Origin of the sequence: Bacteroides pyogenes (assembly GCF_014196225.1) — a bacterium.
GTDB classification, from domain to species: domain Bacteria; phylum Bacteroidota; class Bacteroidia; order Bacteroidales; family Bacteroidaceae; genus Bacteroides; species Bacteroides pyogenes_A.
In genome coordinates this window covers 309,486-333,584 of sequence record NZ_JACIDI010000002.1, presented here as the reverse complement: position 1 = coordinate 333,584, position 24,099 = coordinate 309,486, and the positions used below count along the sequence as shown (strand labels likewise).

Annotated in this window: 15 protein-coding genes; 1 reads left to right on the top strand and 14 read right to left on the bottom strand. The window is 46.5% G+C overall.

What is annotated here, in order from left to right; all coding sequences use genetic code 11:
• Window positions 1-1,010 precede the first annotated feature (1,010 nt).
• From GGR07_RS02340 to GGR07_RS02300, 9 genes are read right to left on the bottom strand one after another with little or no spacing between them, the layout of a single operon-like run.
• Complete coding sequence (locus tag GGR07_RS02340) at window positions 1,011-1,937, bottom strand: hypothetical protein (RefSeq protein WP_034542191.1); 927 nt, start codon at window positions 1,935-1,937, stop codon at window positions 1,011-1,013.
• Window positions 1,938-1,970: 33 nt separating this feature from the next.
• Window positions 1,971-3,119, bottom strand: coding sequence for a fibronectin type III domain-containing protein (locus GGR07_RS02335; RefSeq protein ID WP_147298117.1), 1,149 nt, complete (start codon window positions 3,117-3,119; stop codon window positions 1,971-1,973).
• A 7-nt stretch (window positions 3,120-3,126) separates the two neighbouring features.
• Window positions 3,127-4,311: a DUF4856 domain-containing protein gene (locus tag GGR07_RS02330; protein WP_034542192.1), complete on the bottom strand. Its 1,185-nt coding sequence runs from the start codon at window positions 4,309-4,311 to the stop codon at window positions 3,127-3,129.
• A gap of 12 nt (window positions 4,312-4,323) precedes the next feature.
• The gene (locus tag GGR07_RS02325) at window positions 4,324-4,992 is read right to left on the bottom strand and encodes a hypothetical protein (RefSeq protein ID WP_034542193.1); all 669 of its coding nucleotides are present in this window, start codon (window positions 4,990-4,992) and stop codon (window positions 4,324-4,326) included.
• 15 nt (window positions 4,993-5,007) lie between these two features.
• Window positions 5,008-6,036 (bottom strand): DUF4302 domain-containing protein, encoded by a 1,029-nt coding sequence (locus GGR07_RS02320; RefSeq protein WP_034542194.1) that lies wholly within the window; start codon window positions 6,034-6,036, stop codon window positions 5,008-5,010.
• 5 nt (window positions 6,037-6,041) lie between these two features.
• On the bottom strand, window positions 6,042-7,043 hold the full coding sequence (locus GGR07_RS02315; RefSeq protein WP_034542195.1) for a putative zinc-binding metallopeptidase: 1,002 nt from the start codon (window positions 7,041-7,043) through the stop codon (window positions 6,042-6,044).
• A gap of 38 nt (window positions 7,044-7,081) precedes the next feature.
• Complete coding sequence (locus GGR07_RS02310; RefSeq protein ID WP_034542282.1) at window positions 7,082-8,587, bottom strand: RagB/SusD family nutrient uptake outer membrane protein; 1,506 nt, start codon at window positions 8,585-8,587, stop codon at window positions 7,082-7,084.
• A 10-nt stretch (window positions 8,588-8,597) separates the two neighbouring features.
• On the bottom strand, window positions 8,598-11,975 hold the full coding sequence (locus GGR07_RS02305) for a SusC/RagA family TonB-linked outer membrane protein (protein ID WP_122056428.1): 3,378 nt from the start codon (window positions 11,973-11,975) through the stop codon (window positions 8,598-8,600).
• Window positions 11,976-12,027: 52 nt separating this feature from the next.
• The gene (locus tag GGR07_RS02300; protein ID WP_122056427.1) at window positions 12,028-14,280 is read right to left on the bottom strand and encodes a TonB-dependent receptor family protein; all 2,253 of its coding nucleotides are present in this window, start codon (window positions 14,278-14,280) and stop codon (window positions 12,028-12,030) included.
• Between the two features lie 582 nt (window positions 14,281-14,862).
• Here GGR07_RS02300 and GGR07_RS02295 point away from each other — a divergent pair.
• Entirely contained in the window at window positions 14,863-16,932 is a 2,070-nt protein-coding gene (locus tag GGR07_RS02295) for an acetate--CoA ligase family protein (protein WP_122056426.1), read from the top strand.
• Between the two features lie 261 nt (window positions 16,933-17,193).
• On the opposite strand, the gene GGR07_RS02290 is transcribed toward GGR07_RS02295, so the two are convergent.
• From GGR07_RS02290 to GGR07_RS02270, 5 genes are all read right to left on the bottom strand, one after another.
• Window positions 17,194-18,810, bottom strand: a complete 1,617-nt coding sequence (locus GGR07_RS02290) for a hypothetical protein (RefSeq protein ID WP_147298116.1) — start codon at window positions 18,808-18,810, stop codon at window positions 17,194-17,196.
• A gap of 22 nt (window positions 18,811-18,832) precedes the next feature.
• The gene (locus GGR07_RS02285) at window positions 18,833-20,248 is read right to left on the bottom strand and encodes a BT_3987 domain-containing protein (RefSeq protein ID WP_221213934.1); all 1,416 of its coding nucleotides are present in this window, start codon (window positions 20,246-20,248) and stop codon (window positions 18,833-18,835) included.
• A gap of 29 nt (window positions 20,249-20,277) precedes the next feature.
• Window positions 20,278-21,342: a DUF1735 and LamG domain-containing protein gene (locus GGR07_RS02280; protein WP_231381848.1), complete on the bottom strand. Its 1,065-nt coding sequence runs from the start codon at window positions 21,340-21,342 to the stop codon at window positions 20,278-20,280.
• Between the two features lie 98 nt (window positions 21,343-21,440).
• The gene (locus GGR07_RS02275; protein WP_122056425.1) at window positions 21,441-22,463 is read right to left on the bottom strand and encodes a glycoside hydrolase family 18; all 1,023 of its coding nucleotides are present in this window, start codon (window positions 22,461-22,463) and stop codon (window positions 21,441-21,443) included.
• A 22-nt stretch (window positions 22,464-22,485) separates the two neighbouring features.
• Complete coding sequence (locus GGR07_RS02270) at window positions 22,486-24,084, bottom strand: SusD/RagB family nutrient-binding outer membrane lipoprotein (protein ID WP_122056424.1); 1,599 nt, start codon at window positions 24,082-24,084, stop codon at window positions 22,486-22,488.
• Window positions 24,085-24,099: the final 15 nt, after the last annotated feature.

The window sequence follows — 24,099 nt, the reverse complement described above, 5'->3', positions numbered from 1 at the left end:
ACTGTAAAGGTACGAAATCTTGCAGATATAAGCAAATAATTCGCATTATAATAAACTGCAAATCAGATGAGTATGAGGTTTTTAAGGGACGACTATATATACTCATGGGTGGTGACTATATATACTCATGGGTGATGACCATATATACTCACCGCGCTGACTATATATACTCATGGGTGATGACTATATATACTCACCGATGCTGACCATATATATGCACCGGGCCGGCTACATACACCGCGTCGGGGAGGGTTTTCAGCCTCATCCGGGAAGTCTTTTACCCGACGATGACTTCATGAAGACTTTAGAGGGATGTATCGATTATTACAGTAACGGGAGAATTAAGTTCCGGTTAAAAGGAAAGAGTCCGGTACAATGCCGAACTCTTTTCAAAATAGTTTCATAATTTACGGTCCGACTTCGGGGCAGTTCAAAAGTCGGGTAACCCCTTGCTGTTACTTACAGATTGAAACAGAAAGATGTGAAATTTTCTTTACCTCCTGTTCGGAAAAACTAATCATTCCGGGTTTATTGAATTTTTCTTTATAGCCTTACAGGCTGCAAGTTAAAAGACCGAGACAGCTGAACCAATTTGTCATTGGTTTTCGTGAGCGTCTTATAGGCTGCAAGTTAAAAGACCAAGACAGATGAGCCAATTAGTCATTGGTTTCCGTGAGCGTCTTATAGGCTGCAAGTTAAAAGACCAAGACAGATGGCCAATTAGTCATCGGTTTCCGTGAGCGTCTTATAGATTGTAAGTTATCATGCCAAGGGGCCGCTTTTTTGGCAGCCCCTTTCTATAACAACTTGATGTTGTACTCTTGTCCTTTTAACAACCTTCATTCGCTCAATCTCACCCCCTTCTATAACAGCTTGATGTTGTACCTGTCAAACTTTGGGTGATCACCTCACGTTGCACCGTGAAAGCGGTACACTCCTTTTTGAAGCACGACAGACGCGGCCGGCGATATTCATACGGAGGCGACAAACAGCCGCCGGTTGCAGGTGTCTTACTTCTGCTCGTAAGGGAGTAGAAATTTAAATCCTTTTCCTCTCAGCATGACTTCCGATTCGCGTACTTCTTCTACATAGAGCCGATGTATCCCTTCTTTTATTTTGCCGTGTGAAGCCGAGTAATCAAGGATATTCAGGTCGATGGAATCGCCTTGTACGGGATTCACGATGGGGGCAATCTTGATGTGAGAGCCATCGTAGGTTGTGATATGTCCGCCGTAAGGTCGGGCGCTGTCTATGATCCATGTGCCTACTCCTTTTCTTTTCACTATCATTTTGTTGTTCAACATCACGTAATATGAACTGTTGCGAGTGTCGTACCATCCGGGCACGGTCAAATCTCCTTCGGGCTTCACTTTGATATGGATGGTTTTCTGTTCTTTCCCGTCTTCGGATATGGCTGTAACTTCGGCCTCTCCTTCGTATTTGGGGGTTATTTCGAGCATGCCGGTAGAGCCGTCCCATTTTATATCCATTACGTCTGCCGGATCGTTTTCCTGTAGTGTGACGCGTTCTCCTCCTCCCGAAATGCTTACGAACTTGCTTATGTCTTTAGGCCGGAGCCGGACGGCGGAATGGCTTATACCCAATTCGGGGAAAGTTACGCTGATTTTCAGCCGTACACGCTTGTCGTGCGAAAGGATGGTGGCAAACGTTTCGCCCTCCAGCAATCCTTTCACCTTTAGCGTGTCCATGCTCATTTGCGCGGTGGCTATTTGCGAGTTCTCCACGTTGACGATGTATTTTCCGTTTCCCCCCGAAACGAGAAGCCTTTTTTCCGTTTGCTTATTCAGCGACAATTCGTCGACGGGGTTTTCTTTTCCTATCCGGATGTCCGGATATTCCTCTTTTCCATCTTCGCAGGCAAAGCAGCAAATAATCGAGAAAGCGATGCACAGTGCGGTTATTCTATTTTTGCTCATAAGTTTGTAAACAGTTTTATAGTGTCTTTATTCTTAAAAATTCTGCACGCTCAGCTCATTATACAGGATTTCCCATTCTCGCCCTTCTCCTTCGTCGATATGGATTTCCAGTTGAAAGCGTTTGTAGTATCCTTCGAAAGCGGGGAATTCCAGCGTATTGTTTTTCGGTTGAACAGGCTTTCCGTCGAGCTTGTAAGAGATCTTTGCATCCGGATTTGCCAAATCGTTGTAGTAAAGCTTGAGAAATCTTCCTTTGCACGAACCGGCAGGTTCGATAGTACGCAGATAGGGGATACGGCCTTCTGAACCGACTGGCCTTTCAAAGTTTTTCGTTCCGGCGGTCGTTTTCGCATATTCAGACCTCACTCCGTCTTTTACGGCACATACTTCGATATTGTATGTCTGGCCGGGTGTCAGTTTTTCTACTGTGAACGAGTTTCCGGTGATTCCGGTATATGTCTGTTTCCCGTCTTTTACTTCGTAGGTGATTCCTTCTGCATGGCTTTTTTCCCACGACACTGTAATTTCTCGCTGGAAGCTTTGGGGGTATTTCAGTCTGGGTTTTTCCGGCTTTTCTACTTCGGGCGTGGTGGATCCGCCCTCTGATTTTACCAAAGAAATATCGTCGAAATAGATTTTCTCGTTTCGCCTGTACGCGAAACTTATGCTCATTGAGGCTACGTCTATATCTTCGTTTTCAGGTATCTTGATCACCTGTTCGAATTTTACCCATTGGTCTTTCTGTGTTTTGAAAGAGAAACTTTGATTGCTTTTATACTGGTCGTCCTCTTTCGCTCTTTTGTAGAAATTGAAGTTAACGTAAAAGCTCAAATTGTCTCGCGTGCATTTGTGCCAAACGGTCAGTTTGTACGAAGCTCCTTTCTCCACGTGCAATGCTCCGGCGCGCCAAGCCTCGACACTATTGTCAATGGGTCTGATGGATCCCCCATTGTCGAGATAAGCCATGAATATATTTGCTCCGCTTCCTCCGTCCCGCTTTCCAGACACGCGCTCGGTCGCCGCTCTGTGTACCTTCCATCCCTCGGGACTCATATCAAAGTACGATCCGCTCCATGCACCTTCAAAGTCTCCGTTTTTCAATAAATTCTCTTGTGCGTTCGCTGTGGGAATCATCCATACCCACATCATTGCGAATAATGCTATTCTGTGAATTGCTTTCATGTTTATTTTATTTTTTTATTTCTTCAGGTGACACTCCGAACCTCTCGCCTATCTGTGCTGCCAGATGGCGTAACGAGCCTTCGTCTTTTTCTTCTCCCAGCAAGCGCTCCTTGTCCCATAGTCCGCCTTCTTGCTCCAATGTCTGCAAGAGCTTCCGCGTTTCGTCGTAGGTAATGAATGGTTGCCCTTGTGCGTTTCGGGCAAACTGTGAAGCATAGATGAGTCCGTAGGCCTGCGACAGAAGTCGAAACGCATGTTTGGGGTTTTCTTTCAGATTGGCGAAGGTGTTGGCTCCTACCAGCAGGTTCATTGCTCTGACAGCCACCACACGCCCAAGCTCGTGCCTGATAGTATCCGCTTGCAATTTGACTTCATCGTAGCGTGATGTTTCCATATAGGTGCGTCCTCTTACAAAGCATTGAAAGATGTGGCGGTGCGAATCTTTCAATGCCGGCAAACCTTCAGACTGGGCGAGCGGTTTCCAGAAATTGTAATACCCGTAAGCCAAATCCCAGTGATGCTCCAATTCCGTATAGTTGTGTCCCGCAGACAGTCGGGTCAAGTCGTGCGCGGAGCGCACTTTCGGGTTATCTAATACATCTTCGCCCAAGTGCACGTTGAGTATTTTGTCCAGATATATGGCTCCCATGACAGCATATTTGTAAACTTCGGCTACGGCAATTCCTCTTTCATCTACAAAACAAATGTCTTTGTCGCCTATATTGATTCCTACATATCCCGTTATTCCTTTTTGAGCTTCCGTACTTCTGTGTTCATGCGGTTTTTCCTGCCCTAATCCGGCTATACGTGTCGACGTATCAAACCAACTGTTGAAATCTTTCAGGATTCTTTCTCTGTCGGTAAGGTGTAGCGTAGAAGTGGCTATCTCATTTTGCGGCTTCAAACCGTACTCTCCTTCGCGGAACATTTGCATCGCTTCATCATAGTCCATTTTCGTGCCCATGCGTGCTCCGCTCATGTATCTCGAAAAGATTCTGTCGATAGGAGATTTCAGAAATCCACATTCCAGTGTGTTTACGCTGCTCTCTCCGTTTCTTGAAAACTTGTACGACGGCTCAGGCAATAAAGGCAGCCGGTATGCACTTTCTACCGTTTCGTTCGTCCCTTCGGTGCAGGCTGTTACGCTTGCCAGCAAACAAAGGGATAATATATGTTGTTTTATGTAATTCATTTCTCTCTTTTTCTAAGGTAAAATAAAATATTCACAATAAGGATGCTTCAGCATATTCGGCCCTTCTTCATTCTGATATTGTTCCGTCCGCAATTCGGGAAGTTCAATCAACCCGTCGGTGGAAACAGCCTTAATGCTTGCTTTTACATTAGAATCTCTGGGCCCTACTCCGCTGACACTGAGGTATAAGGGAAACCCGGAGTAGACATCGAACGTAATTTCCAACTCTTCGCCATTGCTCATCACATTGATGTTTTGTTCTTCCTCTTCTTCATCGTTGTCCTCTTCCGTATCTTCTTCTGCAGACTCCGAATCCTTCTTGATGCAAGTGATGGTTATTAACTCTTTCTTTTCGTTGATATACTTTACTTCGTATCGAGCTGTTACTTGTGGATCATCTACAAGAATTCCTTTTCGGTCTGTTTCATTAAATTGACATAGAAGAGTCACTTTGTATTTTTCTGCACCGTCGGGTGTTTCGGTACCGGGATATTTGTAGTTTTTCAATGCCAAGTCAGGGTCACATAACTGTATCGTCAGCTCTCCTCGTTTGTTCTCCGGTTTTTCTATTTCTTTCGGTGGAAATATTTTTTCATAATCTTCGTTTATTATGGTGTCTTCTTTCACTGTGTTGCAACTGCATACCAGCAGCAATACACACATTGTCCATATATATTTCATGTCGCTTTTTGTTTTTTAATTATCAGATTTATCCCAAATTTCGGCTATCACTCCGGTTACTTCTCCGCCGGGGGCAAGATGTTTGCTTACCCAACGTTCGGTCTTGCTGTAAGGGTCGAACACCTTCACGAGTTCACAAACAAAGCGGTTTCCTTCTCTGCGGAAATCGTAAAACGTGTAGTTCTTGCTGTATCGTATGCCGGGTCTGAACGTCAATCCGTCTGTTGTGCCCACATATCCCGATCCCAGACCTACTACCTCTTTGGGCCATCCGTTAGGCGCATAGGGGTCTTTGGCAAAAAGAAACAGATGATAGCGTTGATATTCCTCCTGCTTTTTTCTTTTTTTTGAGTTTTCATCTCTATTGTCAATAATAGTTCTGGTCTGCATGTCGCTGCGGAAATATATCCGGTCTGCTTTCCGGATTACCAGTTGCGGATTTTTCATCTCTTGGAAAAACAGGTTATTGGCATAAGCTTTGTACATGTCTTCCGCCCAACTATTTTCGCTTTTCAGTTTTGTGAATACCATATACTCGCGAGCGGGTTCTATGTATGAAGCTGTTCGAAAAACGAGATTGCCATCGGAGTCTTTTCCTGTATAAAGAAAATCGGAAGAGGCGGCGAATTGGTCGTTCACCAGACTATGCAGATAATTGTAAGTGGTGAAGCTCAGTTGAGTGAATGTGTTCTGACTTACTTCAAACTCGCTTTTGCGGCTGTTCTTCCCGCTTTGCTCGTCATAATCGGCTATGGTTTCTACCGTTCCGTCGTCTGCGAACTTCATGAAGAAGCAGTGTCCGCCATATCCATATTTGTTCCGGTATTCGAATTGGGTTATCTGCTCGTTCACATTTGTAAACAGTAGCGAATCTGTCCGGGGAAAGTAAGTGACACACCACCCGTGGGGGGCATCTGTAAGCTCTTTCCTCAGTTCGCTGATATGTTTTGCGCTTCGCTCGGAAGGAGATAAATCGAAAATATTCTCATCCTTGCAGGAGAAGCAGACCGCTATCAGAATAAGTAGTTGGAATCCTATTTTCATACTCTTTATTTTTGTTTCGTATATGCTTTTAATTGTTTTATGCTTATCATTTGTAGATAATCGAGCGAGATTTTGATTTCTTTATTGAAATAGTCTTCTACAAACGCTTCTTTCTCCGTCAGCTCTTTGTATGCTTGGCGTGCCTCTTCATCGTAAGTTTTCTGGACTTCCGGATCTGGGTCATAGTAAGGTTTTTGGGCTTCTGCCAACGCTTTAAGTACCTCTTTAGGGGTATGCGTAAGTTTAGCGCTGATAATCTCGGCGAAATCATCCTCGGCAGAGAGGAAAGAGTGGAAAGTAAAAAAGCCTCTCTTGCTCGGATATGGTGAGAAAGTAAGCAATCTGCGCCCTTGTGTCTCTCCTTTGAATATATCGGCAATGAGTTTGGTCGATTCGATATATCTGTTTCTGCTGATGGTCAGGAATTTGTTTCTGTCGTAAGGGAACAACTCCATCAATCGTTTTGCGAATTGATGATGCACGCTTCGCATCAGGATAAATACCTTGTCCTCATCTTTCGGGTCGAAGTCGTTGACGTTGTACAGAAACATCTCGTTGGTCGTTGCTTCCGTATTTCCTAAAAGCTCTACTCCGTTTCCGTCTATGTTCTTTCCGCCATACATGTAAATCTTAACGGGGTTCTTGCCCAGAAAGAACTTTTCTCCTCCCAGATCGGCAGCTGTATAGAGGTCGATCCACAACGCTTTGATCGTTTCGAGCACACTTTTTACATTAGCGGCTTCCGGCGGATAGGTGTAGCTTCCGTTCTGCGCCACGTTTTTATCCCAACGATATTCGATTTCGATACCGTAAGGACGTGTGAATGTATTTAATATCCACTCGTCAAGTTCTGTTTTGTTGCGTTGTACTGCTCCCAAATCTACTACGCTTTGGTCGGATAAGGCAGCTTCCTGTTCGCAGCCCGCTAACAGCAGGCATGTGGCAAACAGGTACAAGCTTCGTCCGATAAAGTATTTGAATCTCATTCTTTTGCTTATTGTTTTCATGTTTTTAATATTCTCTGTCCATTACATTCTCAATATATTCAACGGGGGTTAGGTTCTAATCCCCGGTTGATGGCTTCGGCAGGTATTTGCAGGAGCTTTCTCGGGTCTTCTTTTTCCAGCTGCTTATAGAACTTATACTTCGATGTACGTTTCACCGGTATGTAAAAACGGCGAATGTCGAACCACCTCAATCCTTCGTGAATGAACTCTTGTTGTCTGAATCCTAAAATGGTTTTTACCATTGCCAGCTGCTTGATGCTCATTCCGTAGAACGGAGTATAGGTCTGGTAATTGTCGCTGCTTGTTTGCGTGTAGTCCGGACGGCTGCACGAAGGAGTGATTCCGAATTTGGCAGAAAGATAGATAAGCAGGTCGTTTATGGATTTGTCGTATTCTCCGATCATGGCGTATGCCTCCATCCGGTTGAGCATTACCTCATCGGTGGAGAATAAAACGTTGGTGACATACAGTCCCTTCGGTCGTATGCCTGTATAGCCCGATAATGAAAGCTCGTCGAATTTGCCGATATATTGTCCGTCGCCTATGCGTCCGTCATTATAGTTGAAAAGGAAAACCGGTTCCATATTCACTTTCCGGAAGTTGGCGCATCCGTCTACCCCATGCTGGTTGTACACTTTGTCTGCACTTTTGCTTGTCACTCCGTACTTTTCTGTGGATATGTTGCGGGCTACCCTTGACTCTGTTGTGGAGAGTAGCAAATTGGCGGGCTCTTCAGTGCTTGTGTAGCGGGTGTAGAGATGCTTGCGGTTGAAGTAAAACTCTTTTTCGTACTTCTGCCAGTTCCGAAGAACGGGTCTGGGGTCTATGCCGAGCACGTAGTCCGAATAGGCAATAACGAGTTCCCATTCTCCTTTAATCAGGTAGAAGCGGGAAGCGAAAGCGTATGCGGCTTTTTTATTGAAGTGGAATTTCGGTTTGCCGTAATAGCTGTCGTCTACCAGTGAAATACCGAGTTTCAGGTCTTTCTCGATCTTTTCGTACACCTCCTTTACGGTTCCGCGCTTGTAGTCCACCAGCGCATTCTTTTCAGGCTTTGTCAGGTAAGGTATGCCGGGGGCAGACTCCGACTTGGATGTACCGTACGGTTCCGCCCAGATGTTGACCAGCATAAAGTGCAGATAGGCGCGCAATAGGAATGCTTCGCCGTACAAAGCTTTCACACGGTCGGTTTTAGGATATTTGCTCAGAAGCTCCAACGCTTGGTTGGCTTGTGCGATACCCGCGTAGCATGCGTTCCAATAGTTTAGCGGAGTGTCCAGATCTTCCTGGTCGTAGTCTTCCCAATAATACATGGCTTCGTTCAGCCGTGAATGGATGCCGTTCACCCGCTCGCCTACGTTGTCGGTACGTGTTTCCAAGAACGCGAAGTAACTGGCTTCGGGGTAAGCTCCGGCGAGCAATTCGGCTATTTTCTCTTCACTGTCTATCTTCACATCGAGCGTAGAGTCGGGGTTTGTTTCCAGATAGCCTTGGCATGCCGTGAGCAGCGTGAGTATGATACTTAAGTAAATTGTTTTTTTCATTTCAATGCGATTAAAATTCAACATGCAGTGTCATCGTATATTGTTTCGGAGTAGGCAATGAAACTCCTCCCGATTTGTAGAACTCCGGGTCTTGTCCTTTCAATTTCTTGTCCGCATAAATCAGGAACGGATTGGTTACGTTTGCCTTCACACTCATTTGTCTGATCTTGAGTTGTGAAAGAAGCTTTTTGGGCAATCGGTATCCCAACGAGATGTTTTTCATGCGCACGAAACTTCCGTCTGCCACTCTGTTCTGAGAGTAATTGTAAGTGTTGTAAGCCTTTTCGATGTTTTCTTTTCCGATGTTGCGAATCAAATCCTGCGAAGGAATGACGGGGATATTCGTTTTCCACTCGTCGCCCGGATTGAGCCAGCGGTCGTAGTACTCTTTGGAAAACACATTCAGATCGGCGAACGAAGGGTCGAATGTCGGGTTAAGGCGTATCTTGTTGCCCGCTTGCATGGTGACGAAGCACGAAAGCTCCCAGTTCTTGTATTTAAATGTGTTCGATACTCCGCCTATGTAAGTGGGTTCGATAGGACCGTGGTAGATAAGGTACGACTTCGAATACTGCGCGTCGAGGAAATCGGCTCCTGATATTTCGCTGTTCACACCTTGGTTGGAAGGGTAAAGTCCGAAGTCGAAGGTAGGCAGCCCGTTGTTGTTGAGTCCCTGAAAGTTGAAAGAGAACAGAGAACCCCGTGGGAATCCGAGGATATTGCCGCGTCCGGTTCCCGCCACCATATCAAAGGTGTTCGGTGTATTCAGCAGGCGGGTGATCTTCTGCTTCATGCCGCTCACGGTGAAAGCCGTAGTCCAGCTGAAGTTGTCGGTTACGATGTTTTTGGTTTGCAGCGCCAATTCCACTCCTCGTGTGCGCATGTCTCCGAAGTTTGCGTACTTGTAATACTGTCCGCCCACACCGGAGGTACGGATGAGGTCTATCAGGTCGAATGAGTTTCGTTGGTAGACATCGAATGTTGCGCTTATGCGGTTGTTGAACAGCCCGAGTTCCAAACCGAGATTCAGTTCATACATTTTCTCCCATGTCAGGTCGCGGTTCTCAAGATGCAGGATGCGCAACGCATTCTCGCGGTCCTTCAGCAGTGTACGGTTGATGATGAGATGTTTGAACACAGCTGTGGAGTTTATTGCCTGTTCGTTCATTTTGGCCGTCAGTCCGTAGCTGGCACGCAGGGCGAGCTTGGAAACGGCAGGATACTTTTTCATGAACTTCTCTTGATCCATGTTCCACTTTGCTCCGATATTCCAAGTAGGCAACCAGCGCGAACGGCTGTATTTGCCTGCCGTATTCGACCCTTCATAGTTGAATACGCCGTTGAAAACGTATTTGCCCGCATATCCGTAGGTGGCGCTGGCGGAGAGGGTCACTCCCCTTTCGTAGCGTTCGGTAAGCGAGAAATAAGTGTTTCCTTCGTTAGTGAGCTTATCGAAAATCAGAGGATTGGTGAACACCTGATTCCCTCTGTCGTATTGTATCCCATAACCTTGGAAAGGGTTGATGCTGCGGTCGGCATAGCGTATTTCGGTAAATCCGAAAGCGCGTATGTCGTGCTCGCCCATCTGTTTGTTGTAGTCGAGCGCAAAACGTCCCAGATAGCTGCGCAGAGAAGTCTCGGTCTTATTGAACATGCCTCCGTGAGTGAGTGCCACTTGCGGCAGTTGCAAGGGGTTGTCTTTATTCTTCAACAAATAGATATTCTCTTGCGCCACGTAGGGAGTTTCGTTGGCGCGGAAAGCCTGTATCACGTTCGATTGTTCGGTGATGAAATGCGAACTTTTGGTAACCGCATGACGTACCGACGCCAATCCTTTGGCTTCGATGTTGTCGTTGAGTCTGTATGAAAGTTCGCCTTGCAGTTTGAAGTCGAGCACTTCGGTTTTCAGGTAATTGTTGTCAAACTCGTTCAGAATATTGAACGGAGCCCAGTTATTGCGGTAGTATTCCGGTTCGCCGTTGACATTGCGGGGGCGCAAGGTACGGCTTGTTCCCAAGGCATAGGCAAAAGGATTGATGTCGAAGTCGCGTTCGAACGTTCCGATCACCGTATTCTTTCGCTGAGAAATCGTACCCGGAGAGTTCTGGTTGCGCAAGTTCCCTTGTGCGGATATGGTAGCCTTTATCTTGTCCTCATTCCAGTAGAAGGAGTTTTTGATGTTGGCGGTGATGCGTTTTACATTATCGGCAAGCGTCCATCCCCTGTCGTCGTAGAAACCGATAGAGGCATACATGGTAGAATTCTCTCCTCCTCCGGAGAAGGTTACGGTGTGCGTATGGATGGGGTTGTATGTAAACAACTCCTTGAACCAGTTGGTGTTGGCATATTCCCGCTCGCGCATGAACGCGCGCTTGGCTTCGTCCGTGTTTTCCAGATAATATCGTCCGGTAGACGGATCGACGGCTCCGAGAGCCTTATACATCTGGTGGTAAACACCGCTGCGGCGCCCGTATAATGTATTTTGCACAGAGAAGTATCCTTTCCTGTTCATCTCCTGATAGATGGACATGCTCTCTTGCGAATTGAGCAGATCGAAGTCCGTATACGAAGGGATGGCCCGCATACTCAGCTCGTATGAGTAAGAAAACCTGTTCGGCGTGTTTCTTTTACCTGCGCGGGTGGTGATTACGATTACCCCGTTCAGGGCTCTGGCTCCGTAGATAGATGTGGCGGAAGCGTCTTTCAATACTTGTATGTCCTCGATGTCCGAAGCGTTGAGTCCGGCAACGGCGGAGCTGATGAGCGTCACGGCATCGCCCGAAGCCAATTGGTCGAGCGTGAGCGAAACAAGGTCTTCGTACACAGCTCCGTCGATAACCCACAGGGGTTGAACGTTTCCCATGATGGAAGCGCCGCCGCGTATGTTGATGCGGGGGGCCGATCCGAAGCTGCCGGTGACGTTTTGTATCGAGAGTCCCGCCACACGCCCTTCGAGCATGCGCGACACGTCCGCCACGCCGTCGAGCTTGATGTCGTCCAGCTTCACCGAAGCGGCTGCTCCCGTAAATACCCGGTTCTTGATGTTCTGATAGCCGGTCACTACCACTCCTTCTATCTCCTGCACGTTGTCCTGAAGCGTGATGTTCATGACGGTGGAGGTGATTTTCACTCTCCGGGTTTTCATTCCCACGAAGCTCACTTCCAGCGTTTGTCCTTTGCGGGCTTTGAGTGTGAACCGTCCGTCGCCGTCTGCGATGACTCCCTTTGCCGTGCCCGCCACCATGGCAGTGGCGCCCGGCAGAGGCTCTCCGGAAGCAGAACGCACTGTGCCTTTTATTTCCATTAGTTCCTGTGCCGGACAAACCTGAGAAAAGATTGCCGTGAACAGGATGCTGATTACTAATTTTATAACCGATGATACATTCATTGCCTTATCTTGTTATATTTCTTCTTTTTTTATTATGATTGCATGTATTTGTTCAGAACCGGACGTTAGCTCCTGCGTAGATACCGAAAGGATGCCCTGCCCTCAACCCTGCCGGATGGCGTGAAGTGAGATAGACCTTATTGGTCAGGTTCACGGCGTTTACTTTTACCGTCAGGTATTTGTTTACATATACGCTGGCCGATGCGTCCAGCACGAGGTGAGCAGGAACCTTCTCTCTTTCGGCGATTGTCCCCTGTCCGGGAGATGTGCGCATATCGCTGTTGTAGCGTGCTCCTATGTTTGCGTCGAACCATTTGTGCTCTATTCCCACCTGCATGTTCAGCGCGTGTTTGAAGATGTAGGGAATCTCGTCTCCTTTCATCACGTTGCCCCATGAATGGCTCGAGAACGAGTTTCTCATTTCCGTATCGGTATAAGTATATGATACTTGCAGGGGCATGCGCACTCTCCACGCTTCGGGCAGGGGTTGGTATTGCATAAGGAACTCCACGCCTTTTACGCGGGCTTCGCCCACATTAAACTGTTCGAGCGTTCCCAATCCGCCCGAGGCGGCGAGGTCGCTTCCGAGCATATTGCTGTAATTGTTGTAGAAGCCGATCAGCTCTGTTTTGAAGTTACCGGCGGAAACGCGTGTTCCCAATTCCATATTCACACTGCTTTCGGGTTTTTGATACAACTCCGCGCTCGGCGGTGCGAATCCTTTGTGAACTCCGAAGAATACCGACGCTTCGGGAACGAGCTGATAGTTTACTCCCACGCCGGGAATCCAAACGCGCGCATGGTTGGGCGTTTCGATGCGTACTTTTCCCGTACGCTCCAAGTCTGCTTTCGTATAGTCTTTTTTCAGCAGGTCGATGTCTTCGTAGCGCAATCCGGCAGTGATAGTCCATGATTGATATCTTAATTTGGCGAGCAGGTAGCTTGCCAGTGCGTCCGCCGATGTGACGCGGTTGGCATTCGTTCCGTGAATGCCTTCCATGAACAGCACCATCTTCTTGTTCTTCATGGAGTAAGCGTCGTCCCATTGGAAGCGGTCTTCCTCATCGTGATGGTAGCGCAGTCCGAACTCTATATCGAAGAAGAACTCATTCAGGTTGAAGCGGTATTCCGCTTTGGTTTGTATGCCTTTGGCACGATACGTCCTGTTGTTGGCCCTTACCAGCAGCGCTTCGCCTTCGCGGTCGGTTTTGCCCGTCAGTATGTCGAAGTAACGGATGTTTGTTTCCGGATCGATGAGCACATCGGCAATAGACCTCTTTTCTTTAGAGGTGATTCCCGCCCTTACGTCGTTCAGTTTGTACCAGTTGCGGTGGAAGCGGTTGTAATATGCGTTGGTGGTTACTTTCAGTTTGTTGGAGAAGTTGAGCAGGTAAGTGGCTACCCATTGCCGGTGATTGGTTTTCATCTCGTCCATCTGCGAGCCTGCATAGCGCAGGAAAGGAGTTTGCTTGAAATCCTTTTCGGAAAGCCCCACATACGTTTCGTCCGAGTTCTCGCCCGCGTATCCGAACTTCAGTTCCAGTGCATGGTTTACACCCGTGCCTTTGTCGGTTTTCACCATTACTTTGGCTATGAGGTCGTCTCTGGTGAATCCTTTGACGGGATGGTCTTCGTATTTCTTGAATCCGTCCGACTGATAGCGCAGGTATTCCACCACAAAGCCGAAGTGCTTCCACATGTTTCCGATGTGCGTATGCGACTTGAACGTGTTCTTGCTTCCGTAAGAGAGGTTCGCCTTGCCCGAGAAAGCGTTCGGTATGGGAGTCGATACCATGTTGATGGCTCCTCCCGTAGTGAACGGGCCATACTGCACCTGACTGCTTCCTTTCAGCACTTCGACGGCTTCCATGCGGGCGGCGTTGGGGAAATAATACGCCGCCGGAGCCGAATAAGGCGCGGGAGCGGCCAGTATCCCGTCTTCCATGATGGAGATGCGTTCGCTTCGTTCGGCTTTCGTGCCGCGCAAGCTGATGTTCGGGCGCAGCCCGAAACCGTCTTCTTCGTACATGTTTACTCCCGGAACCGCTTTCAGCATGCGGTTGATGTCTGTATATCCCATTTTTCGTATTTCTTCGGGCGAGATGTAATAGGCCGAACCGGTGCGGTTTCTGGCTTTAAACTTGCTTCCGAGTATTTGCCGGGATGAGACTACCACCTCTTGGAGCTGGTAGACGGAGTCGTTCTTGGTTTCCTGTTCTTGATTTTGCTTTTGCTCTTGCGAGTAGGCATGCGTTTGTCCCAAAGCAAGGAGAATAATGAACAACGGTTTTCTGCTTATTGTCATATTATGTGTATAAAAACGAAGAGTTATAACGCTTTCTTGATTTGTAGAATAAAAAGAATCGTTGATTCTTAGCGTTTTATAAATGTAATTACTAAACCGGAATGTCAACTTTAAATCATGGCGCAAAGTTACGTATAGCCTAATCGTACCGCAATCGCTATATTCAGGTATTGATAAGAATAAAATACCTTTTTTTTAGTATATGAATATTTCTGTTCAGTCTGAGGGCTCTCTTCCGGCAGATTCTTCGCAAATCATTGCTTCGTACGGATGAAGCGGAGTTTCCCTTCATTGAAACAAAAGTTTCCCTTTATTGAAACAAAAGTTTCCCATTGGGGACACAAAAGTTTCCATACGGGGAAAATAAAGTTTCCCCAGTGGGAAACTATCCTGTCCATCGATCGCCACGAGGTTGAGTGACATTGCCTGCGGCTGTCGGCATTCAGCATCCCGTTGCCGGTGCGAGAGCCTGAAGTGCGGGTGCGTTTATGCCCGGCGCCGGAATATCTTCTGCATATTTTTGCATTTTCTTCGGAGAAAGGATATATTTGCGCTTATGTTCAACCAAAATCTGCATACGATATGATTACAAGCCAGTTGCTTCGCCCCCGCAGCATTGTTGTAGTAGGGGCGTCGAATAATGTGCATAAGCCGGGCGGGGCTATTCTGAGAAACCTGATAGCGGGCGGTTACCGGGGAGAAATCAGAGCCGTGAACCCGAAGGAGAAAGAGATACAAGGCGTGGAGGCTTTTGCCGATGTAAGGGAGCTGCCTGATACCGAACTGGCCATTCTCGCTATCCCGGCGGCGATGTGTCCGGAAGCTGTGGAGGTGCTGGCAAGCGAGAAAAAGACAAAGGCGTTTATCGTACTTTCTGCCGGATTCGGCGAAGAAACGCACGAAGGGGCATTGCTCGAACAGCAGATTCTGGATACGGTGAACCGCTACGGAGCTTCACTGATCGGACCGAACTGTATCGGGTTGCTCAATACTTGGCATCACAGCGTGTTTAGCCGTCCCATTCCCAGCTTGAGCCCGGCGGGGGCAGATCTGATCTCCAGTTCGGGAGCTACGGCGGTATTCATTCTGGAGAGCGCAGTGACGAAGGGACTGCTGTTCAACTCCGTATGGTCGGTGGGAAACGGCAAGCAGATCGGCGTAGAAGATGTGTTGCAGTATATGGACGAACATTTCGACGCGGAAAAAGATTCGCGCATCAAACTGCTGTATATCGAAAACATTAAAGACCCCGACCGATTGCTTTTCCATGCTTCTTCGCTCATACGCAAGGGCTGCAAGATAGCCGCCATCAAGGCAGGCAGTTCCGAAAGCGGCAGCCGCGCGGCTTCTTCGCATACGGGAGCCATAGCCAGTTCCGACTCGGCGGTGGAAGCTCTTTTCCGTAAGGCAGGAATCGTGCGTTGCTTCTCGCGCGAGGAGCTCACGACGGTGGGTTGCGTCTTTACGTTGCCCGAGCTGAAGGGAAAGAACGTAGCCATCATCACCCATGCCGGAGGACCGGGAGTGATGCTGACCGACGCATTGAGCAAAGGCGGCATGAATGTTCCCAAACTCGAAGGCGAAGCAGCCGAAGCCTTGAAGGCACAACTGTTTCCCGGCGCTTCGGTGGGCAATCCGATCGACGTGCTTGCCACGGGTACTCCCGAACACTTGCGCCTATGTCTCGACTTCTGTGAAAACAAGTTTGACAACATAGATGCCGTGATGGCCATCTTCGGCACACCGGGACTGGTGACGATGTTCGATATGTACGACGTGCTTCACGAGAAGATGCAAACCTGTCGCAAGCCGATCTTCCCCATCTTGCCTTCTGTGAATACCGCCGGCGCCGAAGTGGAAGAATTTCTTGCCAAAGGACATGTGAATTTCTCCGATGAAGTAACGCTGGGCACAGCCCTCTCGCGCATCATGAACGTTCCTCGTCCTGCCGCTTCGGAGATCGAATTGCTGGGCGTAGACATTCCCCGCATCCGGCGAATCATCGACTCCATTCCCGAAAACGGATACATTGAGCCTCATTACGTACAGGCATTGCTGCACGCCGCCGGCATACCGTTGGTCGACGAGTTTGTTTCGGACAATAAAGAACAAGTAATCGCTTTCGCCCGCCGTTGCGGATTCCCCGTAGTGGCGAAAGTGGTAGGCCCGGTACATAAATCGGATGTAGGCGGAGTGGTGCTCAACATCAAAGGAGAGCAACATCTGGCTCTGGAGTTCGACCGCATGATGCAGATTCCCGATGCGAAAGCCGTCATGGTGCAGCCTATGCTCAAGGGTGCGGAACTGTTTATCGGCGCCAAATACGAAGAGAAGTTCGGACACGTAGTGCTCTGCGGATTGGGTGGTATCTTTGTCGAAGTATTGAAAGACGTCTCCTCCGGTCTCGCTCCGCTGTCTTACCCCGAAGCCTATTCCATGATACGCTCCTTGCGCGCGTACAAAATCATTCAGGGCACGCGCGGACAAAAAGGTGTGAACGAAGACAAGTTTGCCGAGATCATCGTCCGTCTGTCTACCCTGCTCCGGTTTGCCACAGAGATTAAGGAAATGGACATCAATCCGCTGCTCGCCACCGAGAAGTGGGTGATAGCTGTGGATGCCCGTATCCGGATAGAGAAAAAGGCGGAGTGAGGATATTCGGGATGATCAATTTTATCCGGGCTGCAAGGTTGTTTGCAGTTCAGTAAACTAAAAAAGTGAGGGCGAGCTCTAATCTCACCCTCACTTGTTTTGATATGCTCTAATCAGTCTTTAATAAAGACTTTCAAAAGAAACGCGGTAATTTTGTCGACGAGAAACATGTTGTTGGACTATCAACCTGCGTTGGTTGTAAACTTATAGCGTTTCAATTGTTTTGCAAAATTCCCTATTTCTTCCGAAAGATCTTTTTACTTAAGCGCCACAGCAAATATATCCTTTTCTTTCTTTTCCGTCTTTACTTGTATAAATGAATGTTGCCCAGATTTTTCCATCACTGTTTTTCAATACTTTGAATGAACTTACAGGAACATTGACACGCGAGGAGTATGGGTCTAACCCATAGACATAAATCCCAATATTACTTTTTTCACCCACTGTCTTATCTTGTAAGTTCATGAAAACAATCCCCTTTTTAGGCTTTTTCTGCTTAAATCCTAATTGTGTCGATGACTGTATAACTTCCATATCCGAAACAGAGATGGAACTACCATCGATTACTAAACGCTCTTTATCGTCAGACATGATTTTCTCATCCAACGTAAAGGTCTTTTCAGCCGTTCCTTCTTCCGATGCTTTCAGAATAACGGTAATCTCTTCTTCCTGATTATTCTCCTTGTCTTCAACAGTTACTGTCGCTTCAATCTCCTCCTTTTCCGGAGTTCCGGTGATAAGAAGTACGCCGTTCGATTCGGTAACTTCTATCCCGTCATAATCCGAATGGGCTTCATAACTTCCGCTGCCTGATAGTACTTTGACTTTCACGCTCTTCGGTTCTCCTTCTTTACCGGAGATTGTTACCATGTTTTTTTCCAATTTCAACTTAGTAATTTCTTTGTCGATTGCTTTATCGCAGAAGTATCCATAATGTATCACCCCGCCTTTTTTATAACTGAAGATAGCCCAGATGTTTTCTCCGTCATTTTGAATGATTTCTAAATCGACAACCTCTTGTGTAGGACTATAATAGGCGTAGTAGGTATATGTTGCTTCTGTTTTTTTCCCGACACTCAAATCTCCTTTGAATGAAATCTGCAGGCTGTATATCGAATAGTATGTCCATCCGTATGTATATTGGCCGTCTTCCAATTTTCTGACAGGTGTGCTATTCTCCCTATCCTTGCTTTCGCCGTCAAAGAAATAACGCCGTTTGCTGTCTGCTTTTATTTCAGCAAGAAACTCTTCGGGGAAAGGATTTGTAGTGACCTCTACCTTCACCGGGATGGACGCAGTGAAACCTGCTTTGTCTTTTATGGTAACAGAACCGGAAAAAGATTCCTCTTTCGCTATCGCTTCGATGGTTATTTCCCCCTCCTCTGTGACGGTGACTTTTATATCCCGGTTGTCGGATTCAGCTTTGTAACCGCCGTTCCCTTCGGAGATATTTACTTTTATCGACTTGCGGTGTCCTGTCAATATTTTCATTTCAACTTCTTCTTGGCTGAACTTTATCTTATCGGTAAGATATACGCTGACGGGAAACTTCAGATACTTGGAGTTCTTATCGGACAGAACCAATGCCGCCTCTCCGATCGCTTTCCCTTCCAGCGAAACCTTATTGTCGATAATTTCGGCTGTAACAACATCTTCGTTGGTAGAAAAAACGTTGTATTCTCCACCGCCTTCCAAGATGTCGATACTGACTTTACTGTCCGTGCCGATCTTCACTTTTATGGGTTCTTCTTTTATTTTGAGTTCGGGCAACGGAGAGACAATCTCTTTTCTTTCTTTCTCATTTTCATCGGAACACCCGGCTATACCGAATGAAAACAGCATAATACATGAAATAGACAGATATTTATATAGTTTCATAACTTCCTGTTTTACTAAATTATTACTTCCAATCTTTCGGATATTTCTTCCCGTCGAACACGAGTTCGTCATCATAAAAAGCACGTGCTATGCGTTGCATAGATGTCAACTGCCCATATTCGAAATTCCAGCGATTGGGGTCCATCGCAAAAATCATATGTGAACCGTATCCGTTTTTTCTCATCTGTATCAACTGGCTTTCGTATGCCCAATATCCCCGGCTATACTCCTGAGAGTGGAGCCCCATATTCATTTTAGGCATGCCCGGAAATTCGCGGCTTAAATCGGAAGACTGTCCATAATCATGCAACGCATAGTCTACAAATTCGCCCGACTGCTTGCCGTCTACTGCCGGTAGCCCATAAGTTGTGCTGTACGCATAAGCAATAACCCACCTGTCCGGCTGTGCCATTTTAACCTCGTAACATAGGCGTGCGGCAGCTTGTCTGGATGGATACACGAATCCCGGCGTAATGTTTTGGTACTCGTATTTTGAATACTCGTCGTCTACAAAGATACCGTCCAGATTATAGGCGTCGCACATGGCTTTTACTTCCTGCGCGAAAGCTTTTGCCGTTTCGTCTGCCAAATTGGCGATACCCGAACGGTCGTGATTGCCCAAGATTCCGAGGATTACTTTCATCCCTCTGTCTTGTAACGGTTTCAGATAATGTTCGCGTTTGTCGAGAATCGCTTGTACGTTCTCATTATTATATATGTATACGCGCCCGGTCTTTTCGTCATAATTGATATTGGCAGAAAAGATTATCAATACGTCGATCAACGGTTTCCCGCTTTTCTTTAGCGTAAAGCTCAGGTTATTCAGCGGATTCGTATCGTTCACCTCCATGCAGCTGAATACCTTTATGCCGCTCTCTTTTTGGCAGTCGGGTAATCCGGTCAGATCTTTTACAAAAATCAGCCTTGTTTCATCTTCTTTGGCTAACTTGAAGTTACCCGAAGTTACTTTCATGCGTAAGGGAATTACATAGTTTTTATCCGTAGAAAGCGTTCCGTTGGAAGTGAAAGAGATTTTCAGCCCCGACGACTTTATTTCTCCGGCATTCAGCGTGATAATACCTTCTTTACCGAAAGTGACGTGTTGTTCCGGAAAGGCTTCATAATCCGAATTATTATTTGCATTATACGTATCTAATACAGATTTGTCATAAGTGGCGGTAACACTACTGTTAGCCGAGGCTTTTTTAGGAACATTCACAAACAGTTCGGTGCTCCCTTCGTTACGAAATTCTGTAACAGTAAACATGCGTTTACCGTTTATATCGTTGATAAACGCTAATTCTTCATTGCTGACAGTATAGTTTCCTTCATCTACTTGGCCTATTTTTATATCGTCATTCGTACAAGCGGCCAAACAGCCGATCAAAACGAATGCCATCAGCCAATATTGCGGTTTGATAAACTTGATTCTTTTCATTTTCCGTATTTTAAAGTAATTTGAAAAAGTTATTTGGCAGGCAACTCTATGGCTTTCCAAGTCAAAGGTTTGGATGATGCGATATTATTTCCATTGTTAGTATGGTCTTTGACAACAATACCGGCCCCTTCGTCGAATTTCCAATAAGCCACCAATCCTTCCGCTTCGGGAGATACGGTATAGAAATGGTTTTTGGCTTGTATCTCTTCCTGTGTCAGTATGCGGTTCCATACTCTGCACTCGCAGATGTCTCCATCCAGAAAACGTCCGTCCTCATATGAATATCCGATCCAGAATGAGCTATTCCCCCAATTTACTGTACCGCTGTAAGGAGAAGATTTACTTCCGCCTTTTTTGACTCCGTTTATGTATAGCTCTACCGAGCGGTTTGACGAATCGAAAGTCAAGGCCACATGCGTCCATTCGTTTGTGTTTACAGTCCAACTGGGATCAGTCACATTTCCGCTCGAAGTAGCCAATTGGATTTGGTTATCGGGTAAGCCGGCGTCGCCGATGCGGATAAGGAAGCGTCCTTCGATACCCATGATAGTGCTGATGAGTTTGCCGAACTTATCGACACGTATCAGCGCTTCGGCTGTTATCGTGCTCAGGTTGTTCAGAGCGTCTTTGCTCCCCGAAGAAGAAAGGCTTAGTTTGTTGTTTTTAATATTGGCTACCACATTAATAAGAGCAGCTCCTTTAATGACGAAATATCGAGTTCGCGCGCTTGATAACACATCTAAGTTGGCACTGCTGATGGTTACAGGCAATACATACAACAAGTCTCGGTTCAGTGTGGAGAGTTCTTTGAAATGCACAATGACATCATTTCCTTTGACGCCTCCTATTGCAATAGTCGACTTTGGCTGTTCTATCTCATAACATGCTTCAGGCAGGGCGACTGCTTTGTCATTGAACATCCGATTGTATTGGTCTACCAATGAAAGATCGGCTTTGTAAACAACTTCAATATTTGTTTGCTCGCGTTGAGCGATAGCTGTCTGAATAATTCCCCTACCGGTATCGTCTCCTTTCAACAACAACGTTTCTACCGTCTCATTGCTGATAAAAACTTTATTATCGAAGTTTTCCATGTCTTTTTGGCATCCTGCTCCGATTAAGCAACACAGCGCAAAAACAAATGATAAGCGTAGTGAATAACTTCTATTTTTTTTCATGTTTATTCTCTTTTTCATTTTACGGGTGGATTAATGCTTGATATGATTGATCTCGTATAATGGTAAGTTCTGGTTGGCTCATAATAGTCGGTAGACACATTGTATATGCCCACTCCGGCTACTTCAATTCCGTTATGTGCCATCGGCGCCCAGTTTGCCAAGCCTTGCATGGCTAACTCTCCATTGGCGAAATAACCGTATAATTTATTGGGGTCATTTAATGAAGTAGCTGATACAACCATTCCGAGACGGCTTTGAGGTACGCCTTCCACTGCGGCTAACGACAAATGGTAAGTAAGCATGTTTTCATTCGTTGCATTCTTGCCCGATACCATTACCATTTTGCACTTCTCAAGAAATGTTTTGTCGATCAGGTTTTGAGGCTTTCCTTCAAATACTACGCTTTTCTCTGGATTTCTTTTCTGCCAATCGGCTGCAATCCCCATAAAGATCCGTTCGTTTTTCGTGTATTCGGTTCTCTCCGGTTCGCGCATGTGGAGCATCGACTTTCCTGAGTATTCGATACAGATGCCGTCGTACTCGTACTTTTTGGCAAGAGATAACGCATGTTGCAGAGAATCTACCAGAAAGTCCTCAAACAGAGAGGCGACAGGCTCTTCGTCCGTAGCTTTCTCTAATTTGGCATTATAAAAAGCTTTGATGGCATCGAAGCTGATGGTGTAAATCACTTCCATCCCTTTTTGGCTACGAATCTCATTCATCTCCTGTAATTCCCAATCTGCTAACTGATCGGGATGAATCAACGAAACCACATCGATGCTGTCGGGCAATGTAGTCAGATGATGCGCTCTTGTATGCGGTGTTTTCTCGCTATTGTCGAACCATACATACACTTGCTTGTGTTCCGACTTTTTGTAAGCGCGCAAGTTCTCCAGATACTTTGCATATAGTTCCGGATTTTGCGCGGTGATATCAGGTTCTTTTATATCTATGCTTTCCATCTCCGTCCATTCGCTGCAAGAAAAGAGTGCCGTAGATATAATGAGGAAAAAGGTGAATACTATTTTCTTATCCATAATATTAAAATTTTTATTCGGTTTATTTATTCGGTTTGGCATCCCACCAAACTTTGGTTGCCATATTGTCCGGGCCGTTCAAATGTTTCGATACGGCTTCGATTACATATTTACCTCCTTCTTTGGTGTATTCTTCCTGCGGATAAGGAATACGTCCCGGTCCTTTTGAAGAATCTACAATGCCTCCGCTTTTGTTTCCGGCTTCGGAAGCGGGAATCAGGTGAGGATATCCCGTACGGCGATAGTCTGCCCATGCTTCATTACCTAACATCCAGTTAGCAATCCATTTTTGAATAATGATTCGCTCTTGCTTTTCTTCTACGGAGGCATCCTCTTTCCATTTGATGGTGAGAGAAGATAAAGCGGTCAGATAGTTGTTGGTTCCGATAGGATCTTTGTATGTGTCCGGAACCGAGCTTTCGTCTGCAAGGTATGCTTCAGCTCCTTCTGCACCCCATTGTTCGAAAGAAAGGCGTATGCCCTGATTGTAAAACTCTTCAGCCGTGCCGCCCATATCGAATCCGAACACAGCTGTGGCTTCCGCACGTAAGAAAGCTATCTCCGCCGCGTTCATCCACATGATGGGATCGTTCGGCTTTACGCCTACTCCCGAGTATTTGTATCCCGCCGCATTGAGCGATGGAACCTCTATACCCCTGCGGAGACCGATATACTCTATTCCTTCCCATTGCGATTTATTGAAATACTTCTCGCGGCGCGCGTCTTTGTATCCGTTCATATAGCATATAATATCTGCAGCTGCATGCGTATCTCCTCCCGTGGTGCTTTGAGCCGGCGAATTGTACCGCGTAGCCGTGTAAATAGGGTTTTCCGAAGATTTGAAATAATCCCATTGTGCATTGTCCGCATTCGAAGTAATCAATCCGGCTTTGCTTTTTATTGCTTCTTCCGCCATTTGGCGAGCCTTCTCACGGTCGGCATATACAATTCGCATTGCCAAGCGCAACTTCAGTGAATTGGCAAACCTTGCCCATTGGTGCGGGTTACCTCCATATATAAGGTCGGCAGATAAGGTGTATTGCGCGTTTTCCAACGCTTTGACGGCTTCGTCTAACTCTGTGAAGAATTGGTTATACACCTCTTGCTGAGAATTGTATGGCGCGGAGATTTCACCCGAAGAACCTATTTCGGAATAAGGAATAGCTCCATAAGCATCCGTCACACGATGCATTGCCGCTACCTTGATTATTTTTGCAATGGCAAGAGGGACAGGATTACCCGTTGTTTCAGAATGGCGAGCGACAATACCCAGATTGGTAAATAAAGTCGGCATGATATGATCGCTGTGCATGAAAACGTTTGTCCAATCGTTTGTCGGATTATAGTTGGCGATGGTTATATTGTTCCAGCCGTCTTTTGACGGAGCGAAATAACCGCCCAGAGGTCCACCGAGCAAACAATCGGTAAATTGTGCGGTGTTGACATCGGCCGAAATTACTGTTCCGGTTAAGTTCGCTATTGCGGAGCCCAACAAATAATCGTCGGCAGACAAGTCGTTCGGTTGGTAAGGATTCGAGTTTATCTCCTGATAGCTTCCGGTACAAGCCGTTGCAGCGCATACCATCAAGCCCAAAGATAATTTATTGATTATATTTTTCATAAAGGGTGTGTTTAC